Raw genomic sequence first — 13,291 nt, forward strand, 5'->3', positions numbered from 1 at the left:
GCTCAAATCCACTTCGGGGCGGCTGGAACCGTCCCGTCTTTCGCTTCAGTGCCGGGCCCGGTAGCTGTGACGCCGCCATTGCCGCGGCCGGCGGCCCATTCGACGACGGCGGCCAGCGGTCCGGAGACCACGGTGGGGGTCGCCGACGCCGTGTCCCCGAACGTGAGCTCGCGGTCGGGGACCTTAACCACGAGGCCTTTGTCGGTGCCGCGGGTGTGCCAGGCGCCGGTGATGTCCGCCAGCAGCCGTTCCAGCACCGGTGCCGGGATGTCTGCGAAGCTCGCGCCGTTGGCGAGGTCGACGGCGTGCATCCAGACTTCGCGGCTGCGCATCCACACCGTTTCCGTGGCGGGCACTTCCCGGCCCTGGATGGTGCGGACTTTGTGGTGCCAGGCGTCCCCGGGCAGGTCGCGCCATTCGACGTTCAGGTGCACGGCCGAGTGGTCGAAGAGGTGCCGGAGCGCGATCGGGCTCAGCGTGGCGCCGAAGTCGATCTCGTGGTCCCGGACCGCAGTGGAGGCGTACATAGGGGTCTCCACTCCGGTGGCCGCCCACTCGATGAGCCGGGCGATCGCCCGGGCGTTGTAGCCGATGTGCGCCGTGATGTGGCGGCGGGTCCAGCCCGGCAGCAGCGAATCGCCGTCGAGCTCCGAGTCACTGAGTTCATTGAGCTTGCGGGCGAAGAACGCCGTGCCGCGCCGGGCCTGCAGCAGCGCCGCGAGCAGTTCCGGGTCCGTCGTCTGGTCCTGGCGGGCAACCATCAGGCTTCCTTGATGACGCGGTTCTTCAGCTGGCCCAGTCCCTCGATGGTGGTGACCAGGACCTGGCCTTCCTGCAGGTAGCGCTTCGGGTCCTGGGCGTGGCCCACCCCGCCCGGGGTGCCGGTCGCGATCACGTCGCCCGGGTTCAGCGTGATGATCGTGGAAATGTAGGAGACCAGGAACTCCGGGGTGAACACGAGATCCCCGGTCGGGGTGCTCTGCTGGACTTCGCCGTCGACCGCGGAGGTCATCAGCGGGCCGGCGGTGAACTCATCCTTGGTGACCAGGGCCGGGCCGAACGGGGTGGACTTCTCCCAGGTCTTGCCCTGCAGCCACTGGATGGTGCGGAACTGGTAGTCGCGCATGGACACATCGTTCAGGACGGCGTAGCCGGCGATGTGGTCCGCGGCGTTGGCTTCGCTGATCCGGCGGCCTTTTTTGCCGATCACGAGGGCGAGTTCGGCTTCCCAGTCGACGGCGTCGGATTCCTGGGGCAGGGCCAGGTCATCGTTGGGGCCGATCAGTGATTCCTGGTACTTGGCGAACAGGGTGGGGAACTCGGGGACTTCCCGGCCCATTTCCTTGATGTGGTTGCGGTAGTTGTGGCCCACGCAGATGATCTTGCCGGGGGAGGGGACCACGGCGTCCAGGTCGGCGCCCTCGGCCGGGTACGTGGCGCCGTTCGCCGCCTTCGCCGTCGCTTCCCAGCCCTGGGTGCGGAGCAGTTCTCCGACGTCGGCGAAGCCGTCGATCTCGGTCAGGGTGTCGCCGTCCTGGCGGACGGCCTTAGTTACTGTCTTGTCTCCAACAGAGGTGCGGAGGGTGAGGAGTCTCATTACTTGTTGCGTCCTTCGATGTAGGTGCGGTTGAAGTTCAGCCGTTCAAAAATGGGGGCGTCACTGAAGCGGAACAGATCAAACTGGGTTCCGGCCTGCAGCGACCATTCCTGCCACGACGGGACCACGAAGAGGTCGCCCTTGGCGAGGGTCCTGGTTTCGCCGTTGAGGACCACGGAGCCGGAGCCTTCGAAGACCTGCCAGACGCTGGAACCGACCTCGCGGACGGCCTCGGTGCTGGCCCCGCCGCGCAGGCGGTGGAATTCGGCCCGGATGGTCGGCATCACGTCCCCGCCGGTGGTGGGGTTGGTGTAGCGGACGGCGGCGTGGCCCTGGGACACAGTGGCCGGGTGGCCCTCGTCCTCGAGCAGCAGCTGCTCGGACAGGGCACGGTCCGTATGTTCCCAGCGGTAGGCCGCAATGGGGGAGCTCGTGGTGTCATCCAGGCCCGACAGCGGGCGCAGGCCCGGGTGCGCCCAGAGCCGCTCGGAGCGGGAGATGTCCGGGGTCGCCTCGTCGGTGACGCGCTCGGTGCCGAATTCGAAGAAGCCGGCGTCAGCGTAGTGCACGAACGGGATATCCAGGCCGTCGATCCAGGCCATCGGCTCATCGGTGTCGTTGTGGTGCCCGTGGAAGTTCCACCCCGGGGTCAGTAGGAAATCGCCGCGGGACATCCGCACCGGGTCCCCGTTCACCACAGTCCAGACCCCTTCGCCCTCGACGACGAAGCGGAACGCGTTCTGCGAGTGCCGGTGCTCCGGAGCCGTTTCCCGGGCGCCGAGGTACTGGATGGCCGCCCACAGCGTGGGGGTGGCGTATGGCGTCCCGGCCAGGCCTGGATTGGCCAGGGCAATGGCCCGGCGTTCCCCGCCCCGGCCCACCGGGACCAGATCGCCGGCACGGGCAGCCAGCGGGTACAGGTCGCTCCACCGCCAGACGTGGGGGACCGCCTTGGGGGTCGGGACCATCGGCATGAGGTCTGCGATCTCGGTCCACAGCGGGATCAGGTTTTCGCGGTCAAAATCCCGGTACAGCTCCTTGAGCTGGGCAGCTTCTTCGGGCGTCGGCTCCGGAGCAGTGTGCCCCGCGGCCACTGATTCGTGAGTCGTGTTCTCGGCGCTGATGGACACGTGGGCCTCCTCGGTAGGTCAGAACAGTTCTTTGGCGTAGTTCGACTCTACGGATGCCGGTGTGTGACCCCCAACATATTCTGCTGGTCAGAATTCCCGGAACCGGGCGGCCGCGGTGCTCAGTCCGGCTCGGCCGGGTTGGCCGCGATATCGATCTCCAGCTGCCGGCAGGTTTCCCGCAGGGCGGGGACCAGTCCGGCGTCAAACACGCGGCGGAAGCGGGTCGCCGGAGTGGCGACGCTGAGTGCGCCGACCACGTGCCCGTGCCGGTTGTGAAGGGCCATCCCGAGCGCGCTCACGCCCTCTTCCGTGCCTTCGAAATTGGCCGCGAATCCGTTGCTGCGGACGGAGTCAAGCTCGCGCAGGAACGCCGGGTACTCCGCGGCCGCAATGGTGTCCCCGCCAATCTCGGCATTGTTGCTGCGAAAGAGCTGGTCGATCATCGGCTGTTCCAGTTCGGCGAGCATGGCCTTGCCTCCCGACGTTTTGTTGGCGGCCATCACCGTCCCCTGCCGGTCACCAACCCGCAGCACATTGCTCCCTTCCACCGTCGCCAGGAAGCGCACTTTCGTCCCCACCCGCACCATGAGGTTCACCGTCTCGTTGAGCCGTGCAGAGAGAAGCTCCATGTGCGGCTGGGCCAGTGACCGGAGCAGCCGGGTCCAGCTCAGGCCGGCCGGCCCGACGCCCATTGCCGGGCCGGGGACATAGCGGCGGTTTTCATCCTGCACGGCGAAACCCCGGTAGACCAGCATCGCCAGCAGGCGGTGGGCGGTGGAGGGCGCCACGCCCAGCTCCTCGGCGGCGTCCTTGAGCCGGAGTGCTCCGCCGTCGCGGAGCAGCTGGAGGAGCTGCAGCGCGTTGTCCACCGCCTCGATGGAATAGGTGGGCCGTTTCTGGACGGGCTTCCGGGCCGCTCTGCCGGATGGGTTGTTCTGCACATCAGAATTGTATTGTGGTTCACCTGCGGCGGCTAGGACAGTGAGTGGCATGAATCACACACAATCTGTTGCAGTGCCGCAACGGTCTTCGCCGGGGGCCCCTGCCCCCTCTACCGTTGGTGGGCCTGCATCACGGTTCTCCAAAGGCTCGGCAGCCGCCGTCCTGGTCTGCTGGCTGTTGGTGGTCTTCGATGGCTACGACCTGATCGTCTACGGCACGGTCCAGTCCTCCCTGATCTCCGAGACCGGTTGGGGGCTGACCAAGGCCACCGCCGGGACCATTGGTTCCATGGCTTTCGTCGGCATGATGATCGGGGCGATCTTCGCCGGCCGGATGGCCGACTCGTGGGGCCGCCGCCGCACCATCCTGGGCTGTGCCATCGTCTTCTCGATTTTCACCATCCTCTGCGCCTTCGCCCCCAACGCAGCCGTCTTCGGGGGGCTGCGGCTCTTGGCGGGCATTGGGCTCGGTGGCCTGGTGCCCTCGGCGAACGCCCTCGTTGCCGAACTGGTCCCCACTAAGTGGCGGTCTACCATCGCCACCCTGATGATGTCCGGCGTCCCGATCGGCGGGTCCATCGCCGCCCTCGTCGGCATCCAACTGATCCCTGCTTTCGGCTGGGAGTCCATGTTCCTCGTGGCCGTGCTCGCACTGATGATCGTGGTGCCTCTCGGACTGAAATACCTGCCCGAGACGCTGGCCCCGGTCAGCGCCGAGGACAGGCGAACTCGCAACCTCAAAGAGCCGATCGGCTTCAAGTCCCTGCTCCGCGCCCCTTACCTGGGGGTGAGCCTGCTGTTCGCCCTCGCGACAATCGCTACCCTGTTCGCCTGGTACGGGCTGGGAACCTGGCTGCCCAACCTCATGCAGCTGGCCGGGTACAACCTGGGCTCAGCCCTGACCTTCGCCCTGGCCCTCAACCTGGGTGCGGTGGCCGGCTCGGTCATCACGGCCTGGGCCGGGACCCGGTTCGGCCCGATCCCGACGGCGATCGCCGCGGCCGCCGTCGCCGCCGGCGCGCTCGTGGTCCTGGTTACGGGACCGCCCGTGACGGTCGTCTACCTCATGCTGGTCCTCGCCGGCGTCGGCACCCACGGCACCCAGTGCCTCATCATCGCCGCCGTCGCGAGCCACTATCCCGGGCACCTGCGGGGGACCGCGCTGGGCTGGGCGCTGGGGACGGGCCGCATCGGCGCCGTCGCCGCACCCCAGATCGGTGGCCTCCTGCTGGCTGCCGGACTGGGCGTCAATTCCAATTTCCTGGCCTTCGCCGGTGCAGCCGCGATAGCAGCGGTCCTGCTGGCCGCCGTCGGGCTCAAACTCAAATCAAAACTCTCAACCTCCCCTTCACTAACAGGAGCAAGCAATGTCTGAGCACGTCCCGTCAACCAGTTTCCTGTCCACCGACGGACTGTCCACTGATGTCCTCGTCATCGGAGGGGGAATGGCCGGATTGGCCGGAGCCCTCGCGCTGCGGGAAAGCGGCGCCAACGTCACCCTCGTGGAGCGGGCCCCCGAATTCGGCGAGGTCGGCGCTGGGCTGCAGATGGCGCCCAACGCCTCCCGCGTCCTGAAGCGCTGGGGCCTGCTGGACAAGGCCCTGGAGRTTGGCGTCCAGCCCAAGCACCTGGTCTTCCGCGACGCCGTCACCGGCGAGGAGCTCACGCGCCAGAGCCTCGGCGGGGAATTCGAGGAACGCTACGGTGCGCCCTACGTGGTGATCCACCGCAGCGACCTGCACCGGGTCCTGCTCGAGGGCTGCGAAGCGGCGGGCGTGAAACTGGTCAACGATGTCATGGTCGAGAGCGTGGAGACCGTGAACGGCAGGGGAGTGGCTCACACGGCCGCCGGCGTGGACTACGAGGCCGACGTCGTCATCGGCGCCGACGGGCTCAAGTCCACCCTGCGCCCGCTCGTTGCCGGCGACGAGCCGGTCCCCTCGGCCTACGTCGCCTACCGCGGCACCGTGCCCATAACCGAACACACACCCAAAGCGGACCTCGAGGACGTCATTGTCTACCTCGGACCGGACTGCCACCTGGTGCAGTACCCGCTGCGCAAGGGCGAGCTGCTGAACACCGTGGCCGTTTTCAAGTCCGCCTCCTTTGAGCGCGGCGAGGAGCAATACGGGGGAGTCGACGAGCTCGAGGCCGCGTACAAGGACTGCGTCCCCGCCGTCCAGGCTGCGCTGAAAAACCTGGGCACCAGCATGCGCTGGCCCATGTACGACCGCGATCCGATCGAAAACTGGGTGGCCGGCCGGATGGTGCTGATGGGCGACGCCGCGCACCCGATGCTGCAGTACCTGGCCCAGGGCGCCTGCCAGGCGCTCGAGGACGCAGCAGTCCTGCAGGACGTCACCAACGGCACCGTGTTCACTGCCGCCGGCGTCAACCCCGCAGCCTGGGACGGCGCGATCAAGGAATTCAACAGCCTCCGCGCCGGCCGCACCGCCAGGGTCCAGCGCACCGCCCGCGTCTGGGGCGAATCCTGGCACGTCTCCGGGCTGGCCCGGACGCTGCGCAACCTGCTCTTCAAGAGCCGGATGGACAACGATTTCCGGTACAACGACTGGCTGTACGGCCAGGACGGCGACGGCGTGCCGGCGGCCCGCGCGGCACACTCCGGCATGGCGGACAAGATTTCCGCCTGATCCGGGCTCCGGGCCGGGCGCCGTCATTGAGTGACCCGTTACGAGCTCCGGGCCGGCTTCCTCAAGGAGCCCGGCCCGGAGCTTCTTCCGTCATGATCCGGTGCGGACTTTCCGCCGATTCCTGGATGTTGTCGACGCACGGTATTCGTCAACGGCAAGAATTCCCGGCCCCCTAGGCTGTGCTACGTCCGCGGCCCCGCCGGAATCATCATCGGGCTGGTCGAGGAGCTCCGCTGACGTTCCGTCACTGCATCAGGCCGACGCTGTTTCGCGGAGGTATTGGCGGAGTCCGGGGATTGCGAAGTCCACCCTGCCGTAGCCGGCTGACTCGATCAGGCCCGCGGCGATGAGTCTCTTTCGGTACTTGGAAACCACGTTGGGCTTGGCCGTCATGATGTTTCCGATCAGGCCCGCTGCCGATGATCCATCCTGAAGGGCCATGGCGTCGAGGAACTCGCGGTCCTTGTCCGAGATATCCGATAGCGCTGACTCGACGACTACTAGTGTGTTTCGTCGTTGAGCGGCGCTGATGGCGCTGTGCACGCTGCTCTCATCCAGTTTCCAGTCGGCCTTTCCGGCCTCCAGCCAGAGGTAGTAGCCCACAAGCTGAATAAGGAAGGGGTAGCCCTCCGTAGCCTCCGCGGCTTCACTGACGAGGCCGGGGGAGACGTCTATCCCTCCCTCACTGAAGAGCTCGCTGTAGGACGCGGTGACTTCGGCGATGGCTGCCTCGTGGAGATTGATCCTGTCGGCGCGTCGCAGGAAGGTCGCCACTCCTTCATTGAGGAGGTCGGAGACGGCGGATGGCAGGCCGGCGAAGATGAGGCCGATGGGCAGTCCGTCGCGGATGAAATGCTGCACTTCAGCGGCCAGTTGGGAAATTTCTGTGCGGTCCACCGCATGTATCTCGTCGATGGTGATAACGAGTCCTGTACCTTTGGCGTCCAACAGCCGCAGAAGTTCGTTCCCGGTCCGTCGCCAGTCGGCACTCCGTTCCTGGGGGAGTTGCGTTGTTAGTCCGAACCCTGCCGCCGAGAATGCTGTGATTTTCCGTGTTGGGGGCCCGTCTCCGAGTTCCTCGACAAGCCGGAGCATGTCGTCGCCGATTCCGGCGAGGAAACCGGGGTTTGCTGTTCGGGAGATTACCGCCCAGCCGTGAGTTCCCGCGATCCGTTCCGCGGCGCTCAGCATGACTGTCTTGCCGATGCCTCTGGATCCGGTGATGATGGTCAAAAGCCCGGGTGCTCCCGAGCCTTGCTGCAGGCCGTACTCGAATTCATCCAAGAGCCCGGCCCGCCCAATCAAGTCCGGCGGCGTGGCCCCTGCGGTGGGCTTGAACGGGTTCCGCACCGGGACCTCCAGGGTGAAAGTAGGTGAAAGTGGTGAAAGTGGTGAAAGTGGTGAATTTGGGGCCAGCCTACCACCCTTGACACCCCGGCCAGAAGCTGCGGCGAAGCGGCCTCAGTGAGAGCCGGCGGGGGAGTAAGCCCGTCGGCACCCTGCGGAAGAATTGGCCTGATGGCCTGTTTGCCTGTTTGCCGCTGATCGAGTCCTGGCGTTGGCTTGGCCGACCCGCAGGAGGCTGGGTGACGCCTCGGAGCCACGCCACTTCACCACGCCGCAAGTTACGTCAACCTGCGAACGGGCGTACCCGCACGGCTAAAAACAACGACTGAGCGCGAGCACTCACCTGCGGCAGTTAGTCTGACCTCGTGCATGAGAGAAAGTGGCCCTTACTGATCGGCCGGATCTGCCTCGCAATTGTCAGCGCGGGCCTCCTGGCATTCGGCGCGATTGTCGCTGCGGTTCCGATGGGCGCAAACGTGGGGCTGTATCGGGCGAACGGTCTCGCCTCGTTCGGGCTGGGACTTTTTGGCGGTCTTATCGTGCTCGTGCCATATCGACGAGGCGAACCCTGGGCGTGGTACGCACTTTGGTTCTACCCGCTGTTCTGGGCCGCCCACCTGATTGGTCAGCTTCCGCCGGGTACTGACCATATCCACCAGGTCGTCTTCATCGCTCTTTCGTTGACCGGGCTCTTACTGCCGGCTCGGGATTTCTTTCCTCCCGCAAAGAGGTCAGAGCTCGGTGACGAAGATGCCGCCGCCCAGAGCAACATTTCGACCAGCTTCCTCCGCCTCAAGGCCCCGTCCAAGGCCTCCCACCGCACAAGATCTAAACGCCGATAATCAACATTATGTAAGGTAACTATGTATAACGCTACAGAAGGGGCTTGGTTCAGTCGTGAGACCGCTCCCCTCTGGAGTCAACCCGAGACCCGATTTTGTACTTCCCCCAGATCACGCCGTTGGTGAATTGGAAGCCCATCACATCGGCGTAGTCACTGGCGCTTTGCTCGTCGCCGAACACGCCAAGGATCGTGTCGTGCGGCGACTCGTCATGCTGGACGATCCACACATACCCCTTCCGGGTGCGGAACCGTTCGAGCGACTTTCGCATCCAGCTCAGTAATGCATCCATGCCGCCATCATCCCCCGCCTGCCGGATGGCCCCCGGGAGGTAGACCCTGCTCCTGGTGGCCGCTCTCCGGCCGCCCGCCCGCCACCAGCCCGATGATGAGCCCGATGAGCGCTGCCGGTAGAGCTAACACGGCCCCGAGGTGCGGAATGAAGCTGTCGGGCATGACGGCATCCGGCCAGCCGACCAGCAGGGCCGGTGCCGCGACGGCCAGGACTATCGGCCATCCAAGATCCCTCAGGCGTGCCCAGGCGGCTGCAGCGGCCGAGGCGGCAGTTCCGGCGAAGATTAGGGCGTGGCCAGGGCCTTCCCCTGGGGTGCGGATGAGTGAGAATGTCATGGCCAGGCCCGCGGCGGTGAGTAGGAGGGATGCCAGGATGGCCAGGGTCCACAGGGTGGCCTGTCGGCGGCGGCGGGTGTTCATGGGCTCAACCTACGCCATGGGCTTTTCGGGTCCTACTCCCCCGCGTTTTTGTAGTGTTATGCAGAGGGTGCGCAAAGCGGAAACCCCCGGGAATCCAGTGATTTCCGGGGGTTTCCGCTGCGAGTAGCTGGGTTGGCGTCAGCCTGGGAGGCTGCCGCCGCCGTTGTAGCCTCCGTTGACCCGGGTGGCGTTCGGGTAATAGCGGCCGTCATTGCCCAGTTCGCGGTCGCGGGTAGCGCGCGGCTCGAAGTGAGGGTGCTTGTTACCGGCGCCCACCTTCTTGCGGACGACGAAGTAGACGACCGTTGCGATCAATGCCGTGATGATGAGGGCTGTGATTACTGCTTGTGTTGTGTCCATGGTTCCTTGTCCGATCCGTTCCGCGCGAGTGGTGGAGTAGCTGGGGTGGCGTCATGACCCGCCGCTGCCGCTGATTCAGTGATTGGCGGCCGTGGAGGTCGGGTTGGTGCTCCCGTTGTGAGGTGCGGTGTGGTTGTGGCTGTCGCGCGCGTCAAAGTGCGGGTGCTTGTCCGTGAAGAGGAGGTAGTTCAGCTTGGCTGCCAGACCAGGCTTTCGCGGCTGGTCGGTGCCAACGGCGATTGCCGCCTCCCCCTGGGTGTTGGCGTTGTCTGCGATCCTCTTGGTCGTGCGTCGGTAGGTGACRGTGAAGTAGATCGCGGTTGAGATGAGGGCTGCGATCATGAAGGCCGCGAATGCTGCCTGGGGTGTGGTCATGGCTTCATTGTCCCTCCCACCCCAGGGCTGGGGGCGGATATTTGCCGTTGGATTGCTCGGCTAATGCGTGGTCAATTATTCGTCCCCCTCCCCGCTTACCCATGCAAGAAGGGGCCCCAAAAATTGGTCACCCAAACCTAATGACAATCAGAGGTCCTACGTCTATGGTCAGGTTCAGCGTTCATTCCTAGGGGGAATAATGGATCGTGCTCGGCATCTGCCACTCAAGATTTCCGTTCTACTGGCTTCACTGCTCATGACCTCATGTGCAGCGACGCCACCTGGCGGGCAGTCCACGCCGACGCCCCTCTCAGCATCCGCTCAAGCTGACAAGAGTGCACCCACTCCCCTCCCGGCCACCACATCCCAGCCGCAGCAAACGTGCGCCCCATTCCTGCCCGGAGCGCCGTGCACCACCTACGACAGCGTCTCAGCCGCATCGAACGGTAAAGCCCTCCCGTGGGCGGCGAACGGAGCCGTCAAGGCTCAGCTCACGTCCATCAACGGTGAGCTGCTGCTGACCGTGCGGACCCCATGCGGGCCCCTGGGCGCCCCGGTGGTCATCAAGGGCAACATCCTCACCGTCGCCGGGAAGATTGCGACAGGCGCTGAGGGATGTGTAGGCGCTGAGGGTTACCAGCGACTCTGGGTTCAGGAATTCCTGAAGCGGCCCATTGCAATGACGTATGAAAGCGGCAAGCTGCTCTGGTCGAGCGGCGACGATTCGCTCACCTTCAAGGCCGAGTAACCATCCCATTCACACTTGGCGGACCGCCTCACGGCGGTCCGTTTCTTTGACCTACCCATGTCCGCATCAGGAAAACCAAGGAAGCAATCAACAACGGAGGGCCCGGATTCCTGCACGTCACTCCACATGGGCTGCTCCTTGCCTCTCCGGATCGGTCACCTCTCCGCACGGCTGCGGCGGGGCAGAACATCCGGTTCCGGGACCCGCGTCAGGGCGGCTTCCCGTGGAAGCGTGAGCCCGTCGTTGCAATCCATACCTTGACCTTCGTCTGCGTAYCAGGGCGTGCGGTGGGCCGGGGCGAACTGCGCCGCGCGGTTGGTTTCTTCGGCGCGGATGAGGTGCACGAGCGCGTTGATGAGGGCCAGGTGGGTGAACGCCTGTGGGAAGTTGCCGAGGTGACGGCCGCTCACCGGATCCAGCTCCTCAGCGTAGAGGCCTAAGGGACTGGCAAGGGACAGCAGACGTTCGCACAGTGCCTTGGCGCGTACCACCTCTCCGATCTCGACCAGGGCTGAGACGAGCCAGAACGAGCAGGTCGTGAAGGTCCCTTCGTCGCCGGTGAGACCGTCGTCGGTCTGCTCGGGGCGGTAGCGCAGGACGAGTCCGTCCCGGGTGAGTTCATCGGCGATGGCCAAGACCGTGGCGCGCACGCGTGGATCGCTGATGGGCAGGAATCGGACGAGCGGAACAAGGAGAAGCGAGGCATCGAGGTTCATCGTGCCGTAGGACTGGACGAATACGCCTCGGTCGTCGACACCATTGCGGCAGATGTCCTCGTGAATCTCCGTGGCGACGGCGTCCCACTTGCGGGCGTAATCAGCCTGACCGTGCAGGCGCGCCAGCCGGGCACCACGATCCAGGGCGACCCAGCACATGAGCTTTGAGGAGGTGAAGTGCTTCGGGTCGCCACGGACCTCCCAGATGCCGTGGTCGGGGTCCCGCCAGTGCGCGGCGGCTTGCTCGACCTGGCGGAGCAGGACGGGCCAGAGCGGCTCGGGAAGCTGGTCACGGGATTTGGCGTGGAGGTAGACGGAGTCCAGCATCATGCCCCAGACGTCGAGCTGGCGCTGGTGGGCGGCAGCGTTGCCGATCCGGACGGGGCGGGCGCCGTCGTAGCCGCCGAGTCCCTCGACAGTGACCTCGGGAAGGTCCCTTTCGCCGTCGATGCCGTACATGATCTGCAGGTCGTCCTCGGCGGCGACGTCGCGGATGAAAGCGAAGAAGTCGTCGGCTTCCCGGTCCAGGCCGAGGGTGTAGAGGGCCCAGAGCGCGAACGTGGAATCGCGCACCCATGTGTACCGGTAGTCCCAGTTCCGCTCTCCCCCGGGCGTCTCGGGCAGCGAGGTGGTGGGCGCCGCGACCAGAGCTCCAGTCGGCGCGTAGGTGAGGCCCTTCAACGTCAGCGCGCTGCGCTGCAGCTGCTCCCGCCACGGGTGGTCGGGGAACTCGCCCCCGGTGATCCATTGCCTCCAGAATTCAGTGGTCTGCCACTGCTTGCGTGTGGCTTCTTCCCACGTCCGCGGCGGGGGCAGCGACCCCCAGGAGAGCGCGATAAAGGCCTGCTCGCCCTCGGTCATCCGGCTGCGGATGACCGCGATGGAGTCCTCGATGCCCAGCCGGCGGTCGGTAGTCAGATGCAGCACCGGATCCCCCTCATCGCCGCTGGCGGTCACGGCCTCTCCGTATCCGGGGCTGGAGAACTCCCACCGTGCCCGGCGCTGGCCGTAGCCGAAGACCGGCTCGCACAGCACGGACAGCTCAACCGCACCGTTGACGCACCGTACGGTGCGCAGCAGGCAATGCTCGGCTTCGTAGTTCGTCGGCGGGCGGCGGTACCGGCCGGCCCTCTCGTCGGTGTGGTGCCACGGGCCCATCACCAGGGCATCCCTCACGATCAGCCAGCCCGTCCTGGTCTGCCACGTGGTCTCCAGGATCAAGCTGCCGGGGAGATAGCGGCGCGCAGTGGGCTCCCGGACGCCGTACGGCGCCACCTTGAAGCCACCCGCGGCGCGGTCGAGGATAGTGGAGAACACGCTCGGTGAGTCGTGACGCGGCACGCACATCCACTCGACCTGCCCGCTCGATGCAATCAAGCAGTTGGCCTCACAGTCCGACAAGAACCCATAGTCGGCGATCGGCGGATACGGGCTCGTGCCGGCCCCAGGCCGCCGCCTCCCCTCTGCCCCTGACACGGCGTCGATTCTCACCACCCCAGTATGTTCCCCTCAGGGTGGAAACGGGACCCCGGCTACGTGGACGGCTTCCTCCCCAACGGTCAGTGCTTCATCAACGGTCAGTGCTTCATCGCAGAGGACGACGGCGATGCGGCTCTGAAGAATTTCGCCGATGATTGTGCTGAGAATCCCCGTCGGCTCCGCAATTCCGATGGATCGACAAGATGAACAACGGAGGATTGATCTCATGTCACAGGTACGGCGTTTCGATCATGTTGGTATCACCGTTGCCGATCTCAAAGAGGTGACGGCGTTCTTCGTCGGGCTGGGTCTCGAGGTCGAGGGCACGCCGATGTTCGTCGAGGGCGAGTTCCTCGACACGGTGATCGGCATCCCCGACGCCCGTACGG

Annotated in this window: 14 protein-coding genes; 4 read left to right on the plus strand and 10 right to left on the minus strand. The window is 65.7% G+C overall.

The window, feature by feature from the left end:
• Window positions 1-2: 2 nt before the first annotated feature.
• The 4 genes from AC1D1W_RS17150 to AC1D1W_RS17165 all read right to left on the minus strand — a co-directional run bounded on the left by AC1D1W_RS17150 (window position 3) and on the right by AC1D1W_RS17165 (window position 3,668).
• Window positions 3-761: a maleylpyruvate isomerase family mycothiol-dependent enzyme gene (locus AC1D1W_RS17150; RefSeq protein WP_476944317.1), complete on the minus strand. Its 759-nt coding sequence runs from the start codon at window positions 759-761 to the stop codon at window positions 3-5.
• Complete coding sequence (locus AC1D1W_RS17155; RefSeq protein WP_476944318.1) at window positions 761-1,597, minus strand: fumarylacetoacetate hydrolase family protein; 837 nt, start codon at window positions 1,595-1,597, stop codon at window positions 761-763. Before AC1D1W_RS17155 ends, AC1D1W_RS17150 begins: the two co-directional genes overlap by 1 nt.
• Complete coding sequence (locus tag AC1D1W_RS17160) at window positions 1,597-2,727, minus strand: cupin domain-containing protein (RefSeq protein ID WP_243177549.1); 1,131 nt, start codon at window positions 2,725-2,727, stop codon at window positions 1,597-1,599. Before AC1D1W_RS17160 ends, AC1D1W_RS17155 begins: the two co-directional genes overlap by 1 nt.
• Window positions 2,728-2,846: 119 nt before the next feature.
• Window positions 2,847-3,668 (minus strand): IclR family transcriptional regulator, encoded by an 822-nt coding sequence (locus AC1D1W_RS17165; protein WP_459384729.1) that lies wholly within the window; start codon window positions 3,666-3,668, stop codon window positions 2,847-2,849.
• A 49-nt stretch (window positions 3,669-3,717) separates the two neighbouring features.
• Between AC1D1W_RS17165 and AC1D1W_RS17170 the strand changes: the two genes are divergently transcribed.
• A complete protein-coding gene (locus AC1D1W_RS17170; protein WP_476944319.1) occupies window positions 3,718-5,043 on the plus strand; it encodes an MFS transporter in 1,326 nt (441 codons plus the stop codon).
• On the plus strand, window positions 5,036-6,322 hold the full coding sequence (locus AC1D1W_RS17175; RefSeq protein ID WP_476944320.1) for an FAD-dependent oxidoreductase: 1,287 nt from the start codon (window positions 5,036-5,038) through the stop codon (window positions 6,320-6,322). Before AC1D1W_RS17170 ends, AC1D1W_RS17175 begins: the two co-directional genes overlap by 8 nt.
• A 252-nt stretch (window positions 6,323-6,574) precedes the next feature.
• On the opposite strand, the gene AC1D1W_RS17180 is transcribed toward AC1D1W_RS17175, so the two are convergent.
• Window positions 6,575-7,672, minus strand: a complete 1,098-nt coding sequence (locus tag AC1D1W_RS17180) for an AAA family ATPase (RefSeq protein WP_476944321.1) — start codon at window positions 7,670-7,672, stop codon at window positions 6,575-6,577.
• A gap of 362 nt (window positions 7,673-8,034) precedes the next feature.
• Here AC1D1W_RS17180 and AC1D1W_RS17185 point away from each other — a divergent pair, with 362 nt between their 5' ends.
• The gene (locus AC1D1W_RS17185) at window positions 8,035-8,511 is read left to right on the plus strand and encodes a hypothetical protein (protein WP_476944322.1); all 477 of its coding nucleotides are present in this window, start codon (window positions 8,035-8,037) and stop codon (window positions 8,509-8,511) included.
• Window positions 8,512-8,560: 49 nt separating this feature from the next.
• On the opposite strand, the gene AC1D1W_RS17190 is transcribed toward AC1D1W_RS17185, so the two are convergent.
• The 4 genes from AC1D1W_RS17190 to AC1D1W_RS17205 all read right to left on the minus strand — a co-directional run bounded on the left by AC1D1W_RS17190 (window position 8,561) and on the right by AC1D1W_RS17205 (window position 9,959).
• On the minus strand, window positions 8,561-8,803 hold the full coding sequence (locus tag AC1D1W_RS17190; RefSeq protein WP_476944323.1) for a hypothetical protein: 243 nt from the start codon (window positions 8,801-8,803) through the stop codon (window positions 8,561-8,563).
• Window positions 8,804-8,810: 7 nt separating this feature from the next.
• Window positions 8,811-9,224 (minus strand): hypothetical protein, encoded by a 414-nt coding sequence (locus tag AC1D1W_RS17195; protein WP_243177539.1) that lies wholly within the window; start codon window positions 9,222-9,224, stop codon window positions 8,811-8,813.
• Between the two features lie 138 nt (window positions 9,225-9,362).
• Complete coding sequence (locus tag AC1D1W_RS17200; protein ID WP_243177538.1) at window positions 9,363-9,584, minus strand: hypothetical protein; 222 nt, start codon at window positions 9,582-9,584, stop codon at window positions 9,363-9,365.
• 75 nt (window positions 9,585-9,659) lie between these two features.
• Window positions 9,660-9,959 carry a hypothetical protein gene (locus tag AC1D1W_RS17205; RefSeq protein WP_243177536.1) on the minus strand — a complete coding sequence of 100 codons (300 nt, stop codon included), beginning with the start codon at window positions 9,957-9,959 and terminating at the stop codon, window positions 9,660-9,662.
• Window positions 9,960-10,215: 256 nt separating this feature from the next.
• Here AC1D1W_RS17205 and AC1D1W_RS17210 point away from each other — a divergent pair, with 256 nt between their 5' ends.
• Window positions 10,216-10,707, plus strand: a complete 492-nt coding sequence (locus AC1D1W_RS17210) for a hypothetical protein (protein WP_476850877.1) — start codon at window positions 10,216-10,218, stop codon at window positions 10,705-10,707.
• Between the two features lie 155 nt (window positions 10,708-10,862).
• Here the strand turns inward: AC1D1W_RS17210 and AC1D1W_RS17215 are convergent, their stop codons facing one another.
• Window positions 10,863-12,917 carry a glycoside hydrolase family 15 protein gene (locus tag AC1D1W_RS17215; RefSeq protein ID WP_476944324.1) on the minus strand — a complete coding sequence of 685 codons (2,055 nt, stop codon included), beginning with the start codon at window positions 12,915-12,917 and terminating at the stop codon, window positions 10,863-10,865.
• Between the last annotated feature and the right edge of the window lie 374 nt (window positions 12,918-13,291).

This window comes from Arthrobacter sp. P1_B4 (assembly GCF_056406555.1).